The sequence below is a fragment of the Desulfosalsimonas sp. genome (assembly GCF_046483245.1).
Lineage (GTDB): Bacteria > Desulfobacterota > Desulfobacteria > Desulfobacterales > Desulfosalsimonadaceae > Desulfosalsimonas.
The window spans coordinates 52,079-74,621 of record NZ_JAWODO010000010.1 but is presented as its reverse complement, the minus strand read 5'-3'; the positions used below and the strand labels follow the sequence as shown (position 1 = coordinate 74,621).

Below are 22,543 nucleotides of genomic sequence, written 5' to 3'. Positions count from 1 at the left end.
ATCAGTAAGACTTTTAATTTGCAAACCCTCAATATTGACTTCTTTAGGTTTACGAACTTCTAAGATAGAATTAGTAAGTGATGTTTCAGTTCCTATCATCTTATTAGCATCGCCAACATTATCAACTTTTTTTAATAAATTACTTGTTAAACCTGATTGACTAACTCCTTCAATAACAAATTTTTTATCAGCTAATTCTAAACCGCTTCTAAAAATACTTAAATCGTCTATTTTGCTTACCGCTCCTGTTTCCTTGAAATTAACAACCAAATCGTTTTTAGTTGATCTAATACTACCTCGTTGCTCGAATATTCCATAAGGAAGAACATCCCCTGTTGATGACTTCCAGTTAATAGTTCCTTCGCCCATTACTTGAACAGTATCAATCTTTTTTTTCCTAAATAATCCTTGTTGAAAAACTTCTACTTCTTGTGCGTAATTTATTTTGCTCGACATTGATTGTTCATCAAAGATTTCTTTAAGTAATGCTCTACTAGGTTTGACTGTTCGAGGAGATTTTCTAAAAATGTTTAATCCTTCAAAAAATCCTACGTTAGTAAGCCCCATACCAACTGCTTTTTCAGGGTTTTCTTGAGTAGTTTTTCTTATTGTCATTACTGCTTCTTGACGAGCTTCTTTATTAGTTCCTAAAACATAAACCCCTTGAGCAAGTTCTGCTGGTCTTGTTAATGCTTGAACTCCTGCCATAGCTTCATTGGTCGCGCCATAACCAACATTAACATAACTAAATATTGGATCGATCCATTTATCCGCTGTTCCGCTGGCAATACGAAGATCCCGTTCATAATTAGCAATATCGTAAGAAGTTGGCGAGGAAGTTAATGTGTTCTCGAAATATCTTTGCAAGTCTTTTCTTTGATCTCGTTGAATATAACCTTCATCTAATAGTTCTTTAGTTAATCTTCTTGCTGTTCCTGCTCTCGCTGTTACTCCCGAGCTTGAAAAAGCAGGTAGTCCGAAACGATTTTGAGCGGATTCTGCGAGTTCTTGAGCTTTAGCTTCTCCTACACCTAAACTTATTAAATCTCTCTTTAAAGGCGCACTAGCGCCCTCATAAACAGCACTCTGAATGCTTGGCTTGAACCCTAGCTTATTCATATCAACACCGCCCATGTCTGTTCTTGTTGATTGAAAGTCTAAATTATCATCATCCCCATAAGCAATACTTCTATCGATACGCGTTTCAAATCTTTTATAAGGAGCGTTCTCTAAGCGCTTGTCTTCTTGAGCTTGAACAAAACCTTGATTAATACTTGGCGCTCCGCTTAATCGTTGATAAGTAGAAGGAGAACTGCTTTTAGGGGTTGATCGTTCTTGTTCTGTTACAGAAAAATTATACCCTGATCCTGTTTTATTCGCTGATAATCGTCCGTAAGTGTCAGTTAAATCGCTGACTTGTTGTTTTTGTTGATAAGAAAAACCTTCGCCTACATTTTCAAAGACGTTTCCGCCTGTTGCTTCATCTTTACCAATACCTATAACAAATCCGAATTCGCCCATGCGCAATGCTGTTTTGGCCGAAAAGATCCGGATGAACTTTCACACCGGCGAGATCCTCAAGGGCAACAAGGTGGTGGAGGATTTGTCCGCTACGGGTGTGGGTTTTGACAAGCCCAGAAAAACCTCCGGCGCCATTGCCAAAAAGGAGAAACCTTCCGAGGAACCAAAAACCTCTGTGGCGGAAAAAATGCGTGAAAAGCTCGGCCGCCTGCCTTCTGCCACCGCAGACAGCGCCAGACAGATCATTGAAAACGAGCAGCTCGAAACGCTGAAACAGGCCGAAACCCTGCAGCAGGAAATTGCCGATGCCAGAGACCGCTTTTCCAAAAGGCTGGAGAACCTGCCGGACCAGGAGACTTTTGCCGACTATAAAAAGCGCATCAATGATCTTAAGGGCGGGTCCGGCGAGTCCGGCGGCCTGCTCGGGACCCTGGGCCGGGCAGGGCAGGCCGGGGAGATAAGAAAAGACATTCAGACCGATCTCCAGGCCCTGCGCCAGGCCCGGCAGGATCTGGTCGCCACCCGGGAGAAACTGCAAATTGGGCTTGTGGATCTGCGGGCCGCCCCGGGCCGGGACGCCGCCCGGCTTACGGATAAATACGCCCTTTCACCAAAAGGCATCGGCAACATGTCAGCCCTTATTCTTGGCCCCAAATATGCCGGGTGGGTGGAAAACGGCCTGAGCTGGTATCAGCGGCTTTCGCCCCATATGTCGGCCATGATGGAAAAATCCCGGGAGACCGAAAAGCGCCAGAGGAGACAAGGCATTGATGTCAGATTTGCCTCCAGCCGGCCGGTGCCCGAGTACTGGATCAAAACCGCCCGGGTATCTGCGGATATGGGCGGCATGGATGTTTCCGGACAGGTCCGGGACATTGCCTCAGATCCCCGGGTGCTGGGCCGTCCCCTGAAATTTGATTTTTCCGGTGCCGGGGCTGAAAATGCAGGCAGTGTAAAAATCAACGGCCGCCTGGACCGCACCAATCCGGAAGATCCCCGGGACAGGGTAGATTTCCAAATCCGCGAGCATGCACTCAGCAGCCTGCAGCTGCTGGATCAGGACAGTATGTCGGTAGTTTTGAGCAAAGCCCGGCTCGATGCTGTTGACGGCAGCATCCGGATTGCCGGCGCAAAACTGGATGCAGAGATTGCCGCTGATGTCAGTGCCGCCCGGTTTGATGTAAACTCCGGTGAAAAGGAGCATTTCCTGGTCCGGGCCCTGGCATCTGCGCTTGGCGATATTCGGTCCTTTGATGTGGCCGCAACTCTTGGCGGGACCCTGACACAACCTGAGATCACCATTGATTCAGGCCTTGGCGACGTTTTAAAAGCTTCCCTGTCCCGGGACCTTGAAAAACACCGGGCTCAGATGCAGCAGAAATTAAAGCAGGCCATTTCAGAAAAGACAGGGGGTGCCATTGATGAAACCGAATCCGGTTTTTCCGCACTGGATGCCATTGAGAAGGAACTCAAAAAACGCCTGAACCTGGGGGCATCTATACTCTAGAAACAAGCAGAGACTCACAGGGGAGATGATCCGATGCAGTGGCTATTCCCCAGCGCCAAACTTGCCGCGGCTGTTGTCCTGGCCGCGGTCCTGGTCTGCGGATGCGCTGCCGGCCAGTGGGGGCGCTTGGAGACCGATACCGGGGTCACGCAGATGTTTGAGGACAATCGCGTTCCAAAGGATTTTCGCTATTATGTCGGCGGCCGGGCCAACATGCCCTATGCCATTGTGGGCCTTGATCCGGCCTACACATTTGACCTGCATCTCTGGCAGAAGGCGACTCCCAACAACAGGGATTTCGCCCACAGGGTGGATTTTATCTGGGAGCCCAGGGTCTGGGACCGGTTTGATTCCGGCCACGGCGCCCGGATCCTGGATCCAGAGGGAAATCCAATCGGGATCTGGTTCTCCATGTATCCAAACGCCGCCATCCGGATAGATGCGCAAAAACAGCAGGTGATCGTCTTTTGTCCGCACCGGGCAGGCGAGGGCAATTTCTAGGATTGATGCATACGTAAAAAGTCTGATTATAGATGGTGCCGTAAAAAGTTCAAGATCAAGGCTTGCGCAATTTCGAAGAATGCAGCGTACTTATCCGTACGTGAAATTCTGAGAAATTGCGCGTAACGCAGATATTGGATTTTTTACGGCACCATCAGGATTTGTTTTTTGAAATCCAAATACCCGGCCGGTTTTTTACAAATGTACCGGCACGCCCTGCTTTTGCAGCCAGGTTTTTAACTCCGTGATGTCAATGATGCCGAAATGAAACACCGAGGCGGCCAGCAGTACGGTTGCTCCGGCTTTGACGGCCTCGTGGAAATGTCGCATTTCTCCGGCCCCGCCCGAGGCCACGATTTTTGCTGACACGGCCTGCTTCATGGCCCGGATCACCGGCAGATCATATCCGGTACGGGCCCCGTCACCGGCCTTGCTGGTGGGCAGAATTACGGGCACACCGTATCCCTCCACACGCCTGGCCCATTCAATGGCGTCTGTTCCCGTGGCCGTGCGGCCGCCATCCACATAGACTTCATATCCCGAAGCCATGGCCGGGTTTTGGTCCACGTCAATGGCCACGGTGACCTTGTCCGCCCCGAAAGCCCGGACCATTTCCGGGATCAATTCGGGTTTGCGAAACGCCGCACTGCTGGTGGAAACCTTGTCGGCCCCGGCATTGAGGATCTGTTCCGCGGATTTTACATCAGAGACCCCGCCGCCCACTGTAAAAGGGACTGTGGTGGCTTCGGCAACCCTGCGGACCACGTCGAGCATGGTGGCCCGGCCCTCCACTGTGGCGGTGATATCGAGCAGGGCCAATTCATCTGCGCCGGCCCGGCAGTAGGCACGGGCACACTCCACCGGATCGCCGGCGTCCCGGATATCCACGAAATGAACCCCCTTGACGACCCGCCCGTTTTGCATGTCCAGGCAGGGCATGATGGAAATGGTTTCATCCATTTGTATTTCTCCGTATGTATTGGGTGAGCAAATCAGCGTTTTTTTCAATTGTTCCGGAAACAGGGCCTGTTTATAGCATAGCGCAATCCACAGCCGCAAAACAAATCCCAAAGTCTTTATGGCAAAAGCGCCCGGTACTGCTCCGGCCCTGAAATGCCAAGATTGAGATCCTTTAGCAGCCCGTCTTCAAGACCGTAGATCAGGCCGTGGACGGCCAGGTTCCGGCCGGATTTCCAGGCGTTTTGCACAATGGTGGTTTCACAGACATTGATGACCTGGGCCCGGACATTGAATTCGCAGAGCCGGTTGACTTTTGCCTTTGGATCGGAAATCGCGTCAATTTCGGCTTTGTGTCTGCGGTAAACGTCCCGGATGTGGCCCAGCCAGTTGTCAATCAATCCGTGGTCTTCGTTTTCCAGGGCTGCCTGAACGCCTCCGCATCCATAATGGCCGCAGACAATGATATGCCGGATTTCCAGCGCCTCCACGGCGTACTGGATTACCGAAAGGCAGCTGAGATCCGAGAGCACCACCAGGTTGGCAATGTTTCGGTGAACAAAAATTTCTCCGGGCATCATGTCCGTTATACGGCTGGGCGGAACCCGGCTGTCTGAACATCCGATCCACAAGTACCGGGGTTTTTGCTGCCGGCTGAGGCGGGTGAAAAAATCCGGGTCCCGGGCGGTGATTGTTTCAGCCCATTTCCGGTTGTTTTCAAACAGGGTGTCAAAAATTTTCATAGGCCTGGCCCTTTATGCGTAGAATTTGGTTATTTGGCGAATTTTTATAACATGTCCGGGAGCAAAAGAAAAGAGTGCCGGGCCGGGGCCGCCTTTAACAGAAAAACAGGCCTGCAGGCACCATAAGTCAAAGGCGGCAATTGACCCGGCCGGCAATTGTGTTATATTTGAAACTGCCGCCTTGCACCCATACCTGCCGCTTTCTGGTATTACCGGCAGATTGTAATTGATTCAGACAGAGAAAATCCATGACCGGACCGCATCGTTTATTGGCCGCCAGCGGGCTTTTGCCCAAAAAACACATGGGCCAGAATTTTCTGGCTGATCCGTCCACTGCAGAGATGATCGTGCGCCGGGCCCGGCTTGACAACGTGGTTGTGGTGGAAATCGGAGCCGGGGTAGGGGCGCTGACCCTGTTTGCCGCCCGGGCGGCCAGGTGTGTTTATGCCGTGGAAAAGGACCGGGAACTCATTGACATTCTGCGGTCGGTGACGGACCAAGCCGGGGTCGGAAATGTTGATGTGTGCCATGCCAATATTTTTGAGGTGGATCTGGATGCCATTTCCCGAAAAGAGCAGGCGCCGCTGGTGGTGATCGGCAATCTGCCCTACAATATTTCCTCTCAGGTGATCATCTCCTTGATATTTCAGCGCAGCATCGTTTCCCGGGCGGTTTTGATGCTCCAGGCGGAAATGGCCCAACGTCTGTATGCAGTGCCGGGCACCCGGGAATACGGCCGGCTGTCGGTCATGACCCAGTACTGCGCTGATGTCACCCGCGTGGCCCGGGTCAAGGCCAACCAGTTTTATCCCCGGCCGCGGGTGGATTCCGAGGTCGTTGAGATTGTCTTTCACTTCCCGCGGTTTCCGGCAGAAAACGAGGGCGGGCTGTCTGCGGTGGTAAAGGCGGCTTTCGGCCAGCGGCGCAAAACCCTGAAAAACGCTTTAAGCGGTGGTGGACTCGGGATATCCGGCCCGGGGCTTTTGCCGATTTTGCAGGCCGCCGGCATTGACGGGGCAAGGCGGGCTGAAACATTGTCCGTGGAGGAATTTGTGGCGCTGTCCAATGCCGTGGGGGCCAATTTATAAAATCGATTTGGCCGTTTTTTTCCAGTTTTTTCTTTACACCTTTGGCAATTTGGGCTAATTTTTATTATTTTGAGACAAACTTCGAACTATTTTAAAGGATCGTTGCTGTTTTTGCAGGTTTTCAGCAACGGTTTGAACCAGCCTTTCAATTTATTCAACTTATCCAAGGAGCAAGTAAATCATGGCGAAAATGCAAACCATCGACGGAAACACGGCCGCCGTGCATGTGGCCTATGCCTTAAGCGAGGTGGCGGCGATCTATCCGATCACGCCGTCGACATCAATGGGGGAAACAGCTGATGAATGGGCGGCTGCAGGCAGGAAAAATATTTTCGGCCAGCGCCTGCACGTCCGTGAAATGCAATCAGAAGCCGGTGCGGCCGGTGCGGTCCACGGTGCCCTGGCAACCGGATCGCTGACCACAACTTTTACCGCATCCCAGGGGCTGCTTTTGATGATCCCCAATATGTACAAGATTTCCGGGGAACTGCTGCCGGGCGTGTTTCATGTCACAGCCCGGGCCGTGGCCGGCCATGCCCTGTCGATCTTTGGCGACCATAGCGACGTGATGGCTGTGCGCCAGGCCGGTTTTGCCATGCTGGCTTCCGGATCGGTCCAGGAGGTCATGGACATGGCCCTGATATCGCATCTGGCTGCCATTGAGGCTAGCGTGCCGGTTCTGCATTTTTTTGATGGGTTCCGCACTTCCAGCGAGATCCAGAAAATCGAGGTCATGGATTACGAGGAAATGGCGCATCTGGTCAATTACGAGGCCATACGCGAGTTCCGGGCCCGCTCCATGAACCCGGAACACCCCAACATCCGGGGCACGGCACAGAATCCGGACATTTTCTTTCAAAACCGGGAGGCCTGCAATCCCTATTACCTGGCCATTCCCACCATCGTCATGGACACCATGGAAAAGGTCAGCCAGGCAATCGGCCGGAGTTATCACCTGTTTGACTACGTGGGCCATCCCGAGGCCGAACGGGTTGTGGTGGCCATGGGATCGGGCACCGAGACCCTGGAGGAAGTCACCAATCATTTAAACAACCAGGGAGAACGGGTGGGGCTGCTCAAGGTGCGCCTGTACCGTCCGTTTTCCATTGAGCATTTTCTGGCCGCGCTTCCCGGGTCCGTGGAGCAGATCACGGTGCTCGACCGCACCAAGGAGCCCGGCGCTATTGGCGATCCCCTTTATCTGGATGTGTGCACGGCATTTATGGAATACGGCGAATCCCCCGAGATTCATGCCGGCAGATACGGGCTCGGCTCAAAGGAGTTTACCCCGGGCATGGCCAAGGCGGTCTTTGACAACATGAAGGCCCTGGCGCCCAAGCATCATTTCACCGTGGGTATCAAAGACGATGTGACCCACAGCTCTCTTGCGGTGGAGGAACAGTTTGACACTGCGCCCGATGGCACCATCCAGTGCAAATTCTGGGGGTTTGGCTCAGACGGCACTGTGGGGGCAAACAAGAGCGCCATCAAGATTATCGGCGATCACACCGACAAGTTTGCCCAGGGCTATTTTGCCTATGACGCCAAGAAATCCGGCGGTGTGACAGTATCCCACCTGCGGTTTGCCCCTCAGCCCATCCAGTCCACCTACCAGGTGCATTCCGCGGATTTTGTGGCCTGTCACAAGGCAAATTACGTGCAGATCTACGACGTGCTCGAAGGCATCAAGCCCGGCGGAACCTTTCTGCTCAACTCCCCCTGGTCAAGGGAGGAAATGGAAGAGCAGCTGCCGGCTTCAATGAAGCGCATCATTGCCGAAAAGAAGCTGAAGTTCTACAACATTGACGCCATTGCCATTGCCAAAAAAGTCGGACTCGGCGGCCGGATCAACATGATCATGCAGACGGCCTTTTTCAAGGTGGCCAATGTTTTGCCCTTTGAAGAGGCCGTGGATTTTCTCAAGAAAGATATTCACAAGACCTACGGCAAAAAGGGCGAAAAGGTCGTGCAGATGAACATTGATGCTGTTGACCAGTCCGTGTCCAATCTGGAGCAGATCGATTATCCCGATTCCTGGAAGGATGCGGGACTGCCGTCGGTTGCGGCCAGCAATGAGCCGGATTTTATCAGAAATGTCATGCGGCCCATGACCATCCAGCAGGGCGACAAACTGCCGGTTTCAGTGTTTGAACCCGACGGAATTTTTCCGGTGGGCACAACCAAATATGAAAAACGCGGCGTTGCCATCAATGTGCCGGAATGGATTGCCGAAAACTGCATCCAGTGCAACCAGTGCGCTTTTGTCTGCCCCCATGCCGCTATTCGTCCCGGACTTTTCACGGACGAGGAACTCAAGGACGCCCCCGAGGGATTTGAGACCATTGACGCGGTGGGCAAGGAGGTCAAGGGCTACAAGTTCCGGATCCAGGTTTATCCCCTGGATTGTCAGGGATGCGGCAACTGCGCCGATATCTGCCCGGCCAAGACCAAGGCTCTTGTCATGAAGCCCATTCACACCCAGAGCACCAAGCAGGTGCCCCTTGAGCAGTATTTTGAGACCCTTCCCATCCGAGATGATCTCACCAAACGCAACACCGTAAAGGGCAGCCAGTTCAGCCAGCCCCTGCTGGAGTTCTCGGGCGCATGCGCCGGCTGCGGGGAAACCCCCTATGTCAAGGTGCTGACCCAGATGTTTGGCGAGCGCATGATCATTGCCAATGCCACAGGCTGCAGTTCCATTTGGGGGGCATCGGCTCCCTCTGTGCCTTATTGCACCAACAAGGACGGATTCGGTCCCACTTGGGGCAACTCCCTGTTTGAGGATGCAGCGGAATTCGGCTATGGCATGGGCCTGGCCATCAACCAGCGGCGCAGGTGGTTGGCGGATATGATTCGCGATGCCCTTGAGGCCGACATTTCCAATGCACTCAAAGACGCCATGCGCGGGTGGCTGGAAAACATGAACAGCGCGGAAGGCTCCCGCAAGTATGGCGATCAGATGAAACAATTGCTTGCCGGCTTGGACAGAAGCCCCATGCTGCAATCCATTTATGATTTTGCCGACGTGTTTACCAAAAAATCCATCTGGGCCTTTGGCGGCGACGGCTGGGCCTATGATATTGGCTACGGCGGTCTGGACCATGTGATGGCTTCAGGCGAGAATATCAATATTCTGGTCATGGACACCGAGGTTTACTCCAACACCGGGGGCCAGTCCTCCAAGGCCACGCCCACGGGTGCGGTGGCCAAGTTTGCCGCGTCCGGCAAGAAGCTGAGCAAAAAGGACCTGGGCCGCATGGCCATGACCTATGGCTATGTTTATGTTGCTTCGGTGGCCATGGGTGCCAACAAGCAGCAGCTGATGCGGGCCTTTAAGGAAGCCGACGAGTATGACGGCCCCTCGCTGATCATCTGCTATGCACCCTGTATCAACCAGGGGATCCGCGTGGGCATGGGCAAGAGTCAGGAGGAAATGAAACGTGCCGTGGAAACCGGTTACTGGCCCTTGTACCGCTTTAATCCGGAGCTGGAAAAAGAGGGCAAAAACCCCTTTGTTCTTGAATCCAAGGCGCCCGACGGCACGCTGCAGGAATTTCTTGGCGGTGAGACCCGGTTTGCTTCCCTGGAAAAAACCTTTCCAGAGGAATCCAAGAAGCTTCGCCAGCAGATTGAACAAGAAGCCAACCGCAAGTATGAAATGCTCAGGCTGATTGCGGATCCAAAATCCATCTGCGATGATGCCGAAAGCAGCAAAGAGCAAAAGGACGAAGGCAAAAACCAATAAGGGCCGGCTCCTTTTAAGCTTTTGGCAGGAGCACGAAGCATTGCACCGTTTTTGTAAAACGGTGTGATCTTCGTGCTCTTTGTGCTTTTTTCATCCGGTTTCAAGACAAAATTTGAAGGTTATGAATACTTCGCAAACCCAATGCATACGCTGCGGTACCTGCTGTGAAAAGGGCGGGCCCGCACTTCATGGAGCAGATCTGGAACTGGTGCTGCAAAAGCAGATTGCCCCGGAAAACCTGTTTACCCTCCGCCGGGGAGAGCTGGTGCATGACAATGTAAACGGCGGCCTGATGATCACTGACCAGGAAATCATCAAAGTCAAGTCCGTAAACGGGGCGGCGGCCTGCATGTATTATGATCCCGAACAAAAGGCCTGCACCATCTACGATTTTCGCCCCCTGGAATGCCGGGCAATGAACTGCCGGGACACGCAGCCCGCAGAGGCGGTTTATGACGTGGACAGACTCGACCGTGCCGCTGTTTTCGGACAGGTTGACTGGATTATGGACTTAATTCAGTCCCATGAGGAAAAATGCGGGTATGCATACCTGGATGAGCTTTGCCGCAAGCGCCAGACCGGTGACAGCAAAAGGGCGGGGCAGGCGATTCTGGAAGCCGTGCGTTACGATGTTGAAATGCGAAACGTAGTGGCGGAAAAAACAGCAATGAGTGCTCAGATGATGGATCTGATCTTCGGCCGCAGCCTGGAGACGACCATCCCTGCCCAGTTCGGCATCAAGCTTCGCTGATCCGGATTTATTCTGTGCTTCCGGCGTTCTGTTTCTTCTGGTAAATTTCCGGCCGGCGGTTGGGCAGAAAGTATTTCATGGGATGTTTGCGTACCCAGCGCAGTTTTTCCGCAGACAGGTCGGCAACCAGAATGTGTTCTTCCATACCCGCATATGATTGCAGAATTGTGCCCTCCGGGCTGATCAGCAGGGCCACGGCCGGAAAGTTCAGCCCGCATCCGTTGTCTCCGGCTGCATTGACAGCCGCCACATAAACCCCATTGTCAAAAGCCCGTGCCGGCAGATGGCGCATCCAGGAGGCCAGTTTTTCCTCGGAAGACTTGCCGGGGGAGGCATGGGCGATGATCAGCAGATCTGCGCCGTTGATCGCCATGTGCGTGGAAAGTTGGGGGAAATGGGCATCATAGCAAAGCTGAACCCCAATGCGCAGGCCGCAGGCTTCAAACAATGGCGGGATTTTGGATGCCGGGGAAAAAAATTCTTTTTCCGGCGGCCCCAGGTGAAGTTTGCGATAAACGCGGCAGCGTCCTGAATCCGGCTGTGCCAGCAGGTGTGCGGCATATATCCGGTTGCCGGATCTTTCGGCCATACCCGCCAGAATGGAAATATTGTGTTTTTCTGCCAGATCTGTCAGGCGGGCTGAACACGGACCATCTATGGGTTCGGCCACCATATCAATGGGCGGGTGTACATGGTAGCCGGTGATGTTCAGCTCCGGAAAACATACCAAGTCGGCTCCCTGATTTCCGGCGCCAATGATCCATTGCTCCATTCGGCAGAGATTGCCGGCTGTATCACCGATTACCGACCTGCAGGAAACAAGGGCTATTCGGACATCACGGTCCATGGCATCTTGAAATTACTTGATGTTAAAATGGGCGCGGATTTTATACACCCGGGTGGCCGGCAGGTTAAGGATTTCGGAAATGCCGGTTTTTTCTGAAATTTCCGCAAGATTTTCTTCGATATCTTCCCGCGAAGGCGCGATAAAGGTAAACCAGACATTAAATGCATTATCGCGCAGGTAGTTGTGGGTGACCCCGGGGTAACGGTTGACAATGGACGTGAAGTGATCCAGATCCTTTTCCGGTACCCGGCATGCGCACAAGGTGCTGACATATCCGAGCTTTTCCGGGGAAAAATTGCCGCCGATTCGCCGAATCACATCATTTTGGCGCAGCCGCTGAACCCGGTTGAGGACTTCTTGTTCGCTAAGATCGAGTTCTTCGGCAATCCGGGCAAAGGGGCGGGCATCAATGGGAAAATCCGACTGAATACGGTTTAGCAGGGTCTTGTCAACAGAGTCCAATGATGCATCCATGGCTTATGGCTTATGGCTTAATGAGAATCAGCTGAATGAAAACAAAAGCCCTGCACCGTCAGGAGCAGGGCTTTTGTGAAAAAAATGTACCACAAAACAGGGAAATGCGTTGTCTTGTGCAGTCCGGGTACGTCTGCGCTTATACGCAGCCGGTGGGTTTCGGCAGGCCTGCCATCTTGCATGCGCCCTTGCCCGGGCCGGACGGAAACAGCTCGTAGATGTGCTTGAGCTTGAAACCGGTCAGCTTGGACAGCACGCGCACCATGGGGGCGATACCGTTTTTCTTGTAATAGTCCTGCAGCACGTTGATGACTTTCCAGTGCTCCTCGTTTAACTCGTCAATGCCTTCCTGCTGCTTGACGTATTTGACCCAAGTTTCGTTCCAGCTTTCAAAGCTGTCAATGAACCCGTCTTCATCTACGTTAAAGCTGTGACCTTCAAATTCAACTGTCGGCATGTAATATCCCTCCTTTAATTGTTTGTATTCTAAAGATTTCTAGCCGGTTCTTCTCATCATAATACTTAGAAAATCAAAAATATATGCGATATTGATCAGGTTGTCAATATGAAAATATAAACGCGCTTTTGCCGGGCGCAGGCCGGATCAATATTCCTTGGGCGTCTGGTTTAACTGCCGCAGGGTAAATACCGGGCCGTCCTTGCATACAAACTCCTTGCCGATGTTGCAGCGCCCGCACATGCCAATACCGCATTTCATACGGTTTTCAAGGGACATGATGATCCGGTCGTCGGTATACCCAAGCTTGTCGAGAACCGGCTGGGTGAATTTGATCATCACAGGCGGCCCGCAGACAATGGCATACGTGTCCTCGGTTCCAGCAGGGGCCTCCTGTTCGGTGATTGTGGGCACAAATCCCGTGTGGTGCTTCCATTCCGGGTCATCGGTGCTGTCTACGGTAATGTGCATGTTCAGGTCATCCCGGGCGGCCCATTGCTCGAGTTCTTCCTTGTAAAGCAGCATCCCCGGGGAGCGTGCTCCGTAGATCACATGGATGTCCTTGAATTTTTTTCGGTTTTCCGGATCCAGCATGTAAATGATGGAGGAGCGAAGGGTGGTAAAGGCAAATCCTCCGCCGATGATCACAACGTTTTTGCCTTCCAGCAGGTCCCAGGGATACCAGTTGCCCAGGGGACCCCGGATACCCATGATGTCGCCTTCTTTCATGGAGTGCAGGTAGGATGTGACCTTACCGGTTTTAAAAACCGTGAATTTCACAAATCCTTTTTCAACCGGAGAGGAGGCAATGCCGATGGGAATTTCGCCCAGGCCGGGAATGCTAAGCTCGGCAAACTGGCCGGCCCGGTAGGCGAATTTTTCCTCGTCTTCCGGATTGATAAAGACGAACTTAAAGGTTTTTAAACTTTTATCCTCGGTTTCGGTTTTGATTTCATCAATGCGAACCGGGTATGGAATATATGGATTGACCACTTCTACCCCCCTTTGCTAAGACGCCGTTACTTCGCAGGTGCAGGATTCGGGATCATAGCTGTTTAACATGTTGCAGATCCTGCGGATATCGATATTGACCGGGCACAGCTGAACACAGCGGCCGCAGCCGGTGCACTGGATCCCGTTTTCGTATTTGTCCACATAATATTTCAGCTTGTGCATAAATCGCTGGCGAAGGCGGTCCACCTTGGTGCCCCGCGGATTGTGACCGGATGCGTGCAAGGTAAAGAGCGGATACATGCACGAGTCCCAGTTGCGGATGCGATAGCCCTTTTTTCCGGAAACCTCGTCCTGGACATCAAAGCACCAGCAGGTGGGACAGACAAAAGTGCAGGTGCCGCAGTTGATGCAGGAAAAGGCCTCTTTTTCCCAGATGGCATCTGTGGCCTCGTAGAGATCCAGCAGGGACTGAGAAGCAAGTTTGTCGGTATTCACCCTGGACTGGATGGCCGATTCAGCTTCCTGTTTCTTTTGCTCAATCTGCTGATCCGCCTCATCGCCGGCCTCCTGGCTCCATCCGGCAGCTGCAGCCAGTTTCTCGCCCTTGTCGGTCAGCACCCGGGCCAGGTAGTGATCTCCGTTGTTTGCCAGGAGAATATCAAGGTTGCTGTCGCTGTAAGGGCCTGAACCGGCGCTGCTGCAAAAGCAGGTGGGACATGGCTGGTCACATGCAAGCCCGACAAAGGTGGTGGACTCATAGGCCCGCAGCCAGTAGGGGTCTTTGTATTCCTCCGTGTCGAAATTGCGTCGGACCAGGGAGAAAGAATCCGCGTCACAGGGCCGGATGCCGAGGATGGCTTTTGGCGTATACTTTTTTTCCGGTTCCTTATAGATTTTGTAATCCTCGTCGTTTTCGTTTAAGGAACACTCGAGGATCAGCTCGGACTGTGGATATATAACGTATTTCGGAGAAACCCGTGTGTTGATATAATCCATATCAGGCTGCTGGCCGGATTCCAGGGGCTGGAATGCATGATAGAACTTTTCCTTGACCGGCCCGATCAGTTCGTAGGCGCTGCGGAGTTTTTCCAGTCCGCTTGCCCATTCGTTTTTGTCAATCTTGATGACTTTCATGATAATCGCCCTTGTCAACGTTTATGATTGGTTGCCCGGTATTTACTTGATGAAATCTTCCGGATCCTCGGGTTTGTAGGTATCCAGGGGTGGCCGCTGTTGGGTATTCAGACCGGCTTCCCATCCGTAGAGCTCCAGGCAGTCTTTTTCCAGTTTTTTGGTAAAGTCCCGGACATTGATACCCACCGGGCAGGATCGGACGCATGCGCCGCAATCCGTGCAACGCCCTGCGCAGTGATAGGCCCGCAGAAGGTGAAATGTGCGAATGTCTGTGGGATCGACGCTTTTGCCCACCCACTGGGGGTTGGACTCATCCACAAAGCATTGGGGGCAGTAACACAGGGGGCATGCATTGCGGCATGCGTAGCAGCGGATGCAGTCCGACAGCAGGTCGTCAAAATGGGCCCATTTTTCATCCGGGCTCATGGCCTCGATTTCCCGGACGCGGGCATAGGGATCGGCCTGCTCCCGGGTTTGCTCAGTGACTTCATCGGCCACTAGTTCATCGTAGAGCACCGGGTTTCTGTGCACGCAGATGGAGCAGTTTTCCTGGAGAACCTCTGCTTTGTCTACACTTTTTGAAAATCCCTGGCCGGAAATCGTAATGGTGCCCTTGTCTTCATCTTCCTCCACAGAGGCAATGTTTCCGTCTGCCATGGCTGCCAGTTTGTGGCGATCCACCATGCCCTGGCAGGGAACACCGATGATATAGAGCTGATCGCGTTGGATCTTGCCTTCAACGACATGGACAGCGATGTTTCGGGAGTTGCAGCCGGTGGCCACAATGCCGATGCGCTCTTTGCGGTCCGTAATATAGTTGGCCAGATTGAGTCCGCAATTGCTGTCCCATACAAAGCTGTCGACTTCGCCCTCACTGGTGGCGAAAAAGGGCTGATGCATCAGCGGAACAGTGCCCTTTCGATAGCCGATGACCATGTCAACCTTGTCTTCCTTGAGAAGGCGTTTTGCGATCTCCTTGATTTTATCTGTATACGATTTCATTGCTATGCAACCTTCGGTTTGGTTTTAACAAATTTCTTTTCCTTGTTTTCCAGGGATTTGACCGATTCTGTGACCTTGGTGGCCACATCCACGAACTTGGTGGACTCTGCCGAGGAAATCCAGGAAAAATGCAGCCGTTCGGGTTCAATCCCCATGTGCTCCAGCAGGTTTTTCATGAGGGCGAATTTTCTTCGTGCGTAGTAATTACCTTCCAGGTAATGGCATTCACCCGGATGTCACCCGGATACCCAGACCGCATCAGCGCCCTGGCGCAGGGCGGCCAGAATGAATTTCGGGCTCATGCGGCCGGTGCAGGGGATGCGGATTACGCGGATGTTGCTCGGATATTCCATCCGGCTGACGCCTGCCAGGTCGGCTGCGCCATAGCTGCACCAGTTGCATAGAAAACTTAAGATTTTCGGTTCCTTGTCAGCCATATGCATTGATCTCCTGATTGCGCACCAGCGGCCCGCAGGCCGCCGGAAGGGTTGATATCAACTATATTTTTATACTGCTTCGTCCATTTCAAAGATTTGGTACATGATCTGGTCCGTGTCAAATCCCTTGAGATGAATGGCACCTGAGCGGCATGAGGCCACGCAGAGCCCGCAGCCCTTGCAAAGTGCCGGATTGATTTGCGCCTTGCCGGCAAATCGGCCCTCTTCGGCAAAAGACGGGGCCGAATACGGGCAGATGGCTACGCAAACACCACATGCCGCGCAATTGACCGGATCCACTTCGGCAATGGTGCCGCTGCTGTAAATATATTGCCGGGACAGCAGTGTGATGGCCCTGGCCACGGCTGCCTTTGCCTGGGCAATGGATTCGTCGATCGGCTTTGGGTAATGGGCCATGCCGCAGAGAAACACGCCGTCTGTGGCAAATTCCGCAGGACCCAGCTTGGCGTGGCGCTCGATGAAAAATCCGTCTTCATTCATGGGCACCTTAAAGAAGTTGGCCAGTTTTTCATCCTTGCACGGGACAATGGCCGTGGCCAGGGTGAGCAGGTCCACGTTGAGCTCAACCGGCCGGTTTAAGATGTGGTCAGTGACGGTAATGGCAATGCTGTCATCTTTGACCTCGACAGACGGCTTGTCCTCCAGGGAATAGCGGATGAAAATCACGCCCTGCTGGCGCGCCTGCTTGTAGAGGTATTCCTTTTCTCCGTAGGTGCGGATATCCCGGTACAGGATATAGACGTTCATTTCCGGATTGCGCTTTTTGAGCTCAATGGCGTTTTCAATGGAATGGGTGCAGCAGACCCGGGAGCAGTACATGCGGCCCGGTTCCCTTGATCCAACGCATTGGATAAAAGCTGCGCTGTTGATTTTTTCAAGGCCCGGATCCTCCTTTTGGAACTTTTTGTCCAGTTCCAGGCTGGTAACAATCCTTTGATCCTGACCATAGGCGTATTCCGTGGGCTCATAGGGGGAAGCGCCCGTGGCAAGCACGGCGGCCCCGTGCTCGAGTTCAACTTCCTGGTCGTTTTCAAGCATGATGGTTTTGAAATTGCCCACAAAACCATCCACGTTCTGAATCCGGGTATTTAAGTGAAGGTTGATTTTTTCATGGCCCTTGACCTGGGAAATGAGATTTTCCAGGTTTTCGGCAACAGATTCTCCCTTGGCTGTGTGATAGAGGTTTACCGCCTGGCCCCCGAGATGGTCGGTTTGTTCCACCAGATGGGTTTCAATTCCCTGGTCAGCCAGGCTTTTGGCGGCTGCCATGCCGGCAATGCCGCCACCCACAACCATTGCGGCCGGGTTGACCGATAGCTCGGATTCCTTTAACGGCTCCATCCGGGCAACCTTGGCCACGGCCATGCGCACCAAGTCCCGGGCCTTTTCCGTGGCCAGAGCCGGGTTGTTTTTGTGCACCCAGGAATCCTGGTTGCGGATATTGGTCATTTCAAAAAGGTATTTATTGAGCCCGGCATCGGTCAGGGTTTCCTGGAACAGGGGCTCGTGGGTCTTGGGGGTGCAGGCGGCCACCACGATGCGGTTTAGCCCTTTTTCCTCGATAATCGCGGCCATGTTTTCCTGGGTGTCCTGGGAGCAGGAAAACAGGTTGTCATCCACATATTCCACAAAGGGCAGGGTACTGGCGTATTCCACCACTGCCGGGACATCCACAACACCGGCGATGTTGATGCCGCACCGGCAGACAAACACGCCGATTTTGGGCCGTTCCCCGCCCACGTTGCGTTCCGGGACAATTTCTTTTTCCTTGGTTCGCGTATTGCGGGAATCGGACAGGATTTCAGCGGCTGCAGAGGCTGCGGCACTGGAATCAATGACCGACTGGGGAATGTCCTTGGGCCCCTGGAAGGCGCCGCAGGCAAATATGCCCTCCCTGGAGGTGGCCACCGGGGTAAAGGTATTGGTTTCACAGAAATTGCCCGGCGAAAGTTCGATTCCCAGGTTCCTGGACATCTCCACGAGTTCGGGCGGAATCTGCAGACCAATGGAAAGCACCACCAGGTCGAATTTGTCAGTCAGGATTTCGCCATTATCCGAGACATATCGCAGTTCGAGTTCGTCTGAATCGGCAAGCGGGTTGATGGTATGCACCCGGCTGCGTACGAAGTTGACCCCGCTGTTGTTTCTGGCGCTTTCATAGAACTTTTCAAAGTCCTTGCCCGGGGTGCGCATGTCCATGTAGAAAATCGAGCAGTCCAGGGCGTCGCCGGCATGCTCCTTGGCGATAACCGCCTCTTTGATGGCATACATGCAGCAAACCGATGAACAATAGGCATTGTCGCACCGGTTCATGTCCCTGGAGCCCACGCATTGAAGCCAGGCGATTTTTTTGGGCTCCTGGTGGTCTGACAGGCGGATCAGGTGGCCGCCCGTGGGCCCGGATGCCGACAGCATCCGCTCCATTTCCATGGAGGTGATAACGTTGGGATGATCGTAATTGTAAAAATCCAGAGTGGACGGATCAAACGGCTCAAACCCGGGCGCCAGGATAACAGAGCCCACTTCGAGCTCAATGGTTTCGTCCTCCATGGAATGGTCAATGGCGTTGACCGGACAGATATCCGAGCAAATCTTGCAGCCGCCGGTCTTAAAGTGCATGCACACATCCCGGTCAATGACCGGGGTATTGGGCACAGCCTGGGGATAGGGCACGTAGATGGGTTTGCGCCCCCTGAGTCCCACATCGTATTCGGATTTGATGATTTGCGGCTTGTTGGCGGTGATCAGCTCATTGATTTTATCCAGGGTGATATGGCCGGTGGGGCACATAAATGCGCAGGCACCGCAGGCCTGGCAGATATCGGTTTGCACGTGAAACGGGGTGTCGACCTTTAAATCCAACCCCCGATCAGTAAGGGTAATGGCGCTGTTGCCCATTCTTTCACAGATCCGGGTACACAGTCCGCAAAGAATGCAGGTTTCGTGCTCCTGCTCGAATCTGGGCTTTTCAATTCCGTATTTCTCGGCCAGTTCCCGGATCACCGGCACGTCGGCGCACCTTGCCATGAGCATTTCAACGATAAGCTTGCGCCCTTCATGCACGGTTTCCGTGTCTGTCTGGACCTCCATGCCTTCCCAGATGGGATAGTTGCAGGCTGTAACAAATTTGGTCCTGCGGCCGTCAAAGAGTTCCACCGTACAGAGTCGGCACATGCCAGCGGGCTCAAGGGCTTTGTGGGCGCAGAGCGTGGGGATGTAGACCCCATGGTTCTCGGCTACCTGGATAATATATTGGCCTTCCTCGCCTTGAACCGTCTGACCGTTCAGCTTGAAAGTAATCATATCTGGTTAAATCCTTGTCATAAGTTATCGAATGGCAACGGCGTCAAATTTACAAATGTCGTAGCAAATGCCGCACTTAATGCATTTTTCCTGGTCGATTTCGTGGGGTTCTTTCTTTTCCCCGGAAATGGCCTCCTGCGGACACTTTTTGGCGCACAAGGTACATCCCGTACAGGCTTCTTCATCGATTTCATAGTGAAACAAGGGCTTGCAGACCCCGGCCGGGCATTTTTTGTCATAAATATGGGCTTCATATTCATCCCGGAAATACAAAATCGTTGTCAGCACCGGGTTGGGGGCGGATGTGCCCAGGCCGCAGAGGGAAAATTTCTGCATCATGGTCCCGAGTTCTTCAAGCAGCTCGATATCGCCCTTTTTTCCGTTTCCTTCGCAAATGCGGGTCAACACCGCCATCATCTGCTTGAGCCCCTCCCGGCAGGGATTGCACTGGCCGCAGGATTCGTCAATGAGAAATTCGATGAAGTAGCGGGCCACGTCCACCATACAGGTGTCCTGGTCCATGACGATCATGCCCCCGGACCCCATGATGGAGCCGAGCTTTGTCAGTTCATCAAAATCCACCGGGGTGTCAAGAAATTGTTCCGGAATGCAGCCGCCGGACGGGCCGCCGGTCTGCACGGCCTTGAATTGTTTCTTTTTGGGAATGCCGCCGCCGATATCAAAAATGATTTTGCGTAGGGTCGTTCCCATGGGCACTTCCACAAGACCTGTGTTGACCACCTTGCCCACAAGGGAGAAAATCTTGGTCCCCTTGCTGTAGTCAGTTCCCATGGAGGCGTACCACTGGGCGCCCTTGTCAATGATTAAGGGCACATTGGCCCAGGTTTCCACATTGTTTAAATTCGAGGGGCTGTCGCGGAACCCCTTTTCGGACGTGTGAATATACTTGGCCCGGGGACGACCGGGCTTGCCTTCCAGAGATGCCATCAGGGCAGTGGATTCGCCGCAGACAAAAGCGCCCCCGCCCTTGCTGATGTGGAGGTCAAAATCAAAGCCGGATCCCAGGATGTCTTCGCCAAGCAGCCCGCATTGCTTTGCATGGTCAATGGCTTTGGCAAGGTTGGCCACGGCCAGGGGATACTCGTGGCGGACATAGACGTATCCTTCATGTGAACCCATGGCAAAGGCGCCGATGAGCATACCCTCGATGATCAGATGCGGATTGCCTTCCAGCAGTCCGCGGTCCATGTATGCGCCGGGATCGCCTTCATCTGCATTGCAGATCACGTATTTGGGCCCTTTATGCCTGCTGCAGGAGTCCCACTTGATGGCCGCCGGAAAACCGCCGCCGCCGCGTCCCCGCAGGTTGGCGCTTTTGATCTCTGCGATGATCTCCTTGGGCTTCATTTCAAACAGGGCTTTTGCCAGGCTCTGGTAGCCGCCCACAGCCAGGTAGCTGTCAATGCTGTTGGGATCAATCAGGCGGTTCTTGCCGAAAATCGAACGGGTCTGCAGCTTGTAAAACGGGACGTCTTCTTCCCTGACAACCCGTTTCTTGGTTGCCGGGTTCTTAAAAAGCAGTTTTTCAGCCGGCTCATTGTTGACCAGGGTTTTTTCAACAATCTCCGGGATGTTTTCCAGTTCGACCTTGGGATAGAAAATACCGCCCGGATCAATGACCATGATGGGCCCCTGCTCGCAGTATCCGTGGCACCCGGTCAGCCGGATTTCGTATTTATCGGCAATTCCGTGTTTTTTCATTTCTTCCGTGAGCGTATCACGGATTTTATCACTGTTGTGGATGATGCATCCGGGCCCGGAGCACAGGGAGATCAGGCCCTTGTCAGGGCTCTGGGCTTTTGCCTGGAGCTCTTGAATATAGGATTCCAGTGCCTCTTTATTTTCAAATTTAACCATGGCTGAGTTCAACCTCCGTGACCAATGCCGTTAAGAGGCATTTTTCTTATAGTCATCAATTATGTTTAACGCACTTGATCGATCCAGGCCGCCGTGCATGTTCTTGTTTACCGTAAAAACCGGTCCGGCGGCACAGCAGCCCAGACAGCGAACGGTTTCCAGGGTAAACAGGCCGTCCTGGGTTGTTTGTCCGGTATCGATTTGGAGATTGTCCTGTACGGCATCAATGATTTTTTCCGCTCCCCGGACATGGCAGGCGGTTCCGGTACAGACGTTGATGATGTATTTTCCGCGGGGTTCGAGGCTGATGGTCTTATAAAAGGTGGCCACACTGTAAATCAGGCTTTTTGGCACATTGAGCTTTTGGGCCAGGACCGGAATTGTGTCAGGCGGGACGTAATTATACAGCTCGTTTATATCCTGCAGGATCATGAGCAGCGATTCTTTGTCGCTGTTGTATGCATTAATGATGTCGTCTATTTTTTCCCAATCGATGTCGTTGTTGTATGCCATGGCAGGGAAATCCTTTTTTGCCGTTTAATATGGTAGAGCGGTTGCAGAAACTTTAGTTTGCAGCGATGGTCTGGGAAACCGGGCAGTTTTCAACACAGGCGCCGCATCCGGTGCACAGATCCATGTTAATGCTCCGGGCCCGCTTTTTGACCTTGACTTTGAAATTTCCGGGTTTGCCTTCAACGGATTCCAGATCCGCATATGTGATTAGCTCGATGTTCAAGTGCCGGCCGACCTCGACCAGTTTGGGCGAGATAATTCACATTGCACAGTCGTTTGTGGGAAAGGTCTTGTCCAGTTGGGACATAACCCCTCCGATGGAGGGGCTTTTTTCCAGAAGGTAGACGTAATATCCGGAATCAGCCAGGTCCAGGGCGGTCTGCATTCCCGAGATGCCGCCGCCGACCACCAGTACGGATCCGATTGTTTCTTGTGTCATAATCTTCTCCAGCAAACATAAGGTTTGGATAAGAATCAAAAACAGAAAAGTTTTCCGGTATCTTTTAACGATCTCCGAAATGAATTTGCAAATTAAGTCCTTCTGATATCTGTAATTTGAAATCTTGTCAATGAAATTTTGTGCAATGATTCCTGTCAATAACAGCTTTTCAGCCGTGCAGAAAGTCTGTTTTGGCATTTTTTCAAACCCGGGATTTTGCACATATGCTGATTTCGGTTTTGTTGTTTTTCAGAAAAGATCAATCAGAAAG

At 52.8% G+C, this 22,543-nt stretch carries 19 protein-coding genes; 5 read left to right on the top strand and 14 right to left on the bottom strand.

All coding sequences use genetic code 11. The features are described from left to right. Positions 1 to 1,521, bottom strand: a 1,521-nt coding sequence (locus R6U41_RS01685; RefSeq protein ID WP_410268097.1) for a hypothetical protein, incomplete at its 3' end; no start/stop codon positions are given. Between R6U41_RS01685 and R6U41_RS01680 the strand changes: the two genes are divergently transcribed. Together R6U41_RS01680 and R6U41_RS01675 are read left to right on the top strand one after the other, a co-directional pair. Further along, a complete protein-coding gene (locus R6U41_RS01680) occupies positions 1,520 to 3,028 on the top strand; it encodes a TIGR03545 family protein (RefSeq protein WP_410268096.1) in 1,509 nt (502 codons plus the stop codon). The two genes, R6U41_RS01685 and R6U41_RS01680, sit on opposite strands and share 2 nt — an antisense overlap. 33 nt (positions 3,029 to 3,061) lie before the next feature. Continuing rightward, positions 3,062 to 3,529: a hypothetical protein gene (locus R6U41_RS01675; RefSeq protein WP_410268095.1), complete on the top strand. Its 468-nt coding sequence runs from the start codon at positions 3,062 to 3,064 to the stop codon at positions 3,527 to 3,529. 195 nt (positions 3,530 to 3,724) lie between these two features. Here the strand turns inward: R6U41_RS01675 and hisF are convergent, their stop codons facing one another. Continuing rightward, a complete protein-coding gene (gene hisF, locus R6U41_RS01670; RefSeq protein WP_410268094.1) occupies positions 3,725 to 4,489 on the bottom strand; it encodes an imidazole glycerol phosphate synthase subunit HisF in 765 nt (254 codons plus the stop codon). 116 nt (positions 4,490 to 4,605) lie between these two features. Beyond that, positions 4,606 to 5,229 (bottom strand): carbonate dehydratase, encoded by a 624-nt coding sequence (can, locus tag R6U41_RS01665; protein ID WP_410268093.1) that lies wholly within the window; start codon positions 5,227 to 5,229, stop codon positions 4,606 to 4,608. A gap of 248 nt (positions 5,230 to 5,477) precedes the next feature. On the opposite strand from can, the gene rsmA reads away from it, so the two are divergent. From rsmA to R6U41_RS01650, 3 genes are all read left to right on the top strand, one after another. Further along, on the top strand, positions 5,478 to 6,317 hold the full coding sequence (gene rsmA, locus R6U41_RS01660) for a 16S rRNA (adenine(1518)-N(6)/adenine(1519)-N(6))-dimethyltransferase RsmA (protein ID WP_410268092.1): 840 nt from the start codon (positions 5,478 to 5,480) through the stop codon (positions 6,315 to 6,317). 181 nt (positions 6,318 to 6,498) lie between these two features. Continuing rightward, positions 6,499 to 10,062 (top strand): pyruvate:ferredoxin (flavodoxin) oxidoreductase, encoded by a 3,564-nt coding sequence (gene nifJ, locus R6U41_RS01655; protein ID WP_410268091.1) that lies wholly within the window; start codon positions 6,499 to 6,501, stop codon positions 10,060 to 10,062. Positions 10,063 to 10,183: 121 nt separating this feature from the next. Beyond that, the gene (locus R6U41_RS01650) at positions 10,184 to 10,813 is read left to right on the top strand and encodes a YkgJ family cysteine cluster protein (protein ID WP_410268090.1); all 630 of its coding nucleotides are present in this window, start codon (positions 10,184 to 10,186) and stop codon (positions 10,811 to 10,813) included. A gap of 7 nt (positions 10,814 to 10,820) precedes the next feature. Here R6U41_RS01650 and R6U41_RS01645 read toward each other — a convergent pair whose 3' ends face one another. The 11 genes from R6U41_RS01645 to R6U41_RS01595 all read right to left on the bottom strand — a co-directional run bounded on the left by R6U41_RS01645 (position 10,821) and on the right by R6U41_RS01595 (position 22,272). Then, positions 10,821 to 11,660 (bottom strand): nitrilase-related carbon-nitrogen hydrolase, encoded by an 840-nt coding sequence (locus tag R6U41_RS01645; protein WP_410268089.1) that lies wholly within the window; start codon positions 11,658 to 11,660, stop codon positions 10,821 to 10,823. Between the two features lie 12 nt (positions 11,661 to 11,672). After that, a complete protein-coding gene (locus tag R6U41_RS01640) occupies positions 11,673 to 12,134 on the bottom strand; it encodes an AsnC family transcriptional regulator (protein ID WP_410268088.1) in 462 nt (153 codons plus the stop codon). A 139-nt stretch (positions 12,135 to 12,273) separates the two neighbouring features. Beyond that, on the bottom strand, positions 12,274 to 12,591 hold the full coding sequence (locus R6U41_RS01635; protein ID WP_181551072.1) for a TusE/DsrC/DsvC family sulfur relay protein: 318 nt from the start codon (positions 12,589 to 12,591) through the stop codon (positions 12,274 to 12,276). A gap of 147 nt (positions 12,592 to 12,738) precedes the next feature. Then, on the bottom strand, positions 12,739 to 13,584 hold the full coding sequence (locus tag R6U41_RS01630) for an FAD/NAD(P)-binding protein (RefSeq protein ID WP_410268087.1): 846 nt from the start codon (positions 13,582 to 13,584) through the stop codon (positions 12,739 to 12,741). A gap of 15 nt (positions 13,585 to 13,599) precedes the next feature. Next, positions 13,600 to 14,679 (bottom strand): 4Fe-4S dicluster domain-containing protein, encoded by a 1,080-nt coding sequence (locus R6U41_RS01625; protein ID WP_410268086.1) that lies wholly within the window; start codon positions 14,677 to 14,679, stop codon positions 13,600 to 13,602. Between the two features lie 42 nt (positions 14,680 to 14,721). After that, entirely contained in the window at positions 14,722 to 15,681 is a 960-nt protein-coding gene (locus tag R6U41_RS01620; RefSeq protein ID WP_410268085.1) for a 4Fe-4S ferredoxin, read from the bottom strand. Between the two features lie 2 nt (positions 15,682 to 15,683). Then, positions 15,684 to 16,118, bottom strand: a complete 435-nt coding sequence (locus tag R6U41_RS01615; protein ID WP_410268084.1) for a hydrogenase iron-sulfur subunit — start codon at positions 16,116 to 16,118, stop codon at positions 15,684 to 15,686. Positions 16,119 to 16,187: 69 nt separating this feature from the next. Further along, complete coding sequence (locus R6U41_RS01610; protein WP_410268083.1) at positions 16,188 to 19,442, bottom strand: FAD-dependent oxidoreductase; 3,255 nt, start codon at positions 19,440 to 19,442, stop codon at positions 16,188 to 16,190. 24 nt (positions 19,443 to 19,466) lie between these two features. Then, positions 19,467 to 21,320, bottom strand: coding sequence for an NADH-ubiquinone oxidoreductase-F iron-sulfur binding region domain-containing protein (locus R6U41_RS01605; protein WP_410268082.1), 1,854 nt, complete (start codon positions 21,318 to 21,320; stop codon positions 19,467 to 19,469). Positions 21,321 to 21,350: 30 nt separating this feature from the next. Further along, positions 21,351 to 21,833: an NAD(P)H-dependent oxidoreductase subunit E gene (locus tag R6U41_RS01600; protein ID WP_410268081.1), complete on the bottom strand. Its 483-nt coding sequence runs from the start codon at positions 21,831 to 21,833 to the stop codon at positions 21,351 to 21,353. Positions 21,834 to 21,885: 52 nt separating this feature from the next. Next, positions 21,886 to 22,272: an FAD-dependent oxidoreductase gene (locus R6U41_RS01595; protein ID WP_410268080.1), complete on the bottom strand. Its 387-nt coding sequence runs from the start codon at positions 22,270 to 22,272 to the stop codon at positions 21,886 to 21,888. Positions 22,273 to 22,543 lie beyond the last annotated feature (271 nt).

Coding starts and splice junctions, on each gene's coding strand:
- R6U41_RS01680 (WP_410268096.1), top strand. CDS start 1,520: ATGCGCAATGCTGTTTTGGCCGAAAAGATCCGGATGAACTTTCACACC.
- R6U41_RS01675 (WP_410268095.1), top strand. CDS start 3,062: ATGCAGTGGCTATTCCCCAGCGCCAAACTTGCCGCGGCTGTTGTCCTG.
- hisF (WP_410268094.1), bottom strand. CDS start 4,489: ATGGATGAAACCATTTCCATCATGCCCTGCCTGGACATGCAAAACGGG.
- can (WP_410268093.1), bottom strand. CDS start 5,229: ATGAAAATTTTTGACACCCTGTTTGAAAACAACCGGAAATGGGCTGAA.
- rsmA (WP_410268092.1), top strand. CDS start 5,478: ATGACCGGACCGCATCGTTTATTGGCCGCCAGCGGGCTTTTGCCCAAA.
- nifJ (WP_410268091.1), top strand. CDS start 6,499: ATGGCGAAAATGCAAACCATCGACGGAAACACGGCCGCCGTGCATGTG.
- R6U41_RS01650 (WP_410268090.1), top strand. CDS start 10,184: ATGAATACTTCGCAAACCCAATGCATACGCTGCGGTACCTGCTGTGAA.
- R6U41_RS01645 (WP_410268089.1), bottom strand. CDS start 11,660: ATGGACCGTGATGTCCGAATAGCCCTTGTTTCCTGCAGGTCGGTAATC.
- R6U41_RS01640 (WP_410268088.1), bottom strand. CDS start 12,134: ATGGATGCATCATTGGACTCTGTTGACAAGACCCTGCTAAACCGTATT.
- R6U41_RS01635 (WP_181551072.1), bottom strand. CDS start 12,591: ATGCCGACAGTTGAATTTGAAGGTCACAGCTTTAACGTAGATGAAGAC.
- R6U41_RS01625 (WP_410268086.1), bottom strand. CDS start 14,679: ATGAAAGTCATCAAGATTGACAAAAACGAATGGGCAAGCGGACTGGAA.
- R6U41_RS01620 (WP_410268085.1), bottom strand. CDS start 15,681: ATGAAATCGTATACAGATAAAATCAAGGAGATCGCAAAACGCCTTCTC.
- R6U41_RS01610 (WP_410268083.1), bottom strand. CDS start 19,442: ATGATTACTTTCAAGCTGAACGGTCAGACGGTTCAAGGCGAGGAAGGC.
- R6U41_RS01605 (WP_410268082.1), bottom strand. CDS start 21,320: ATGGTTAAATTTGAAAATAAAGAGGCACTGGAATCCTATATTCAAGAG.
- R6U41_RS01600 (WP_410268081.1), bottom strand. CDS start 21,833: ATGGCATACAACAACGACATCGATTGGGAAAAAATAGACGACATCATT.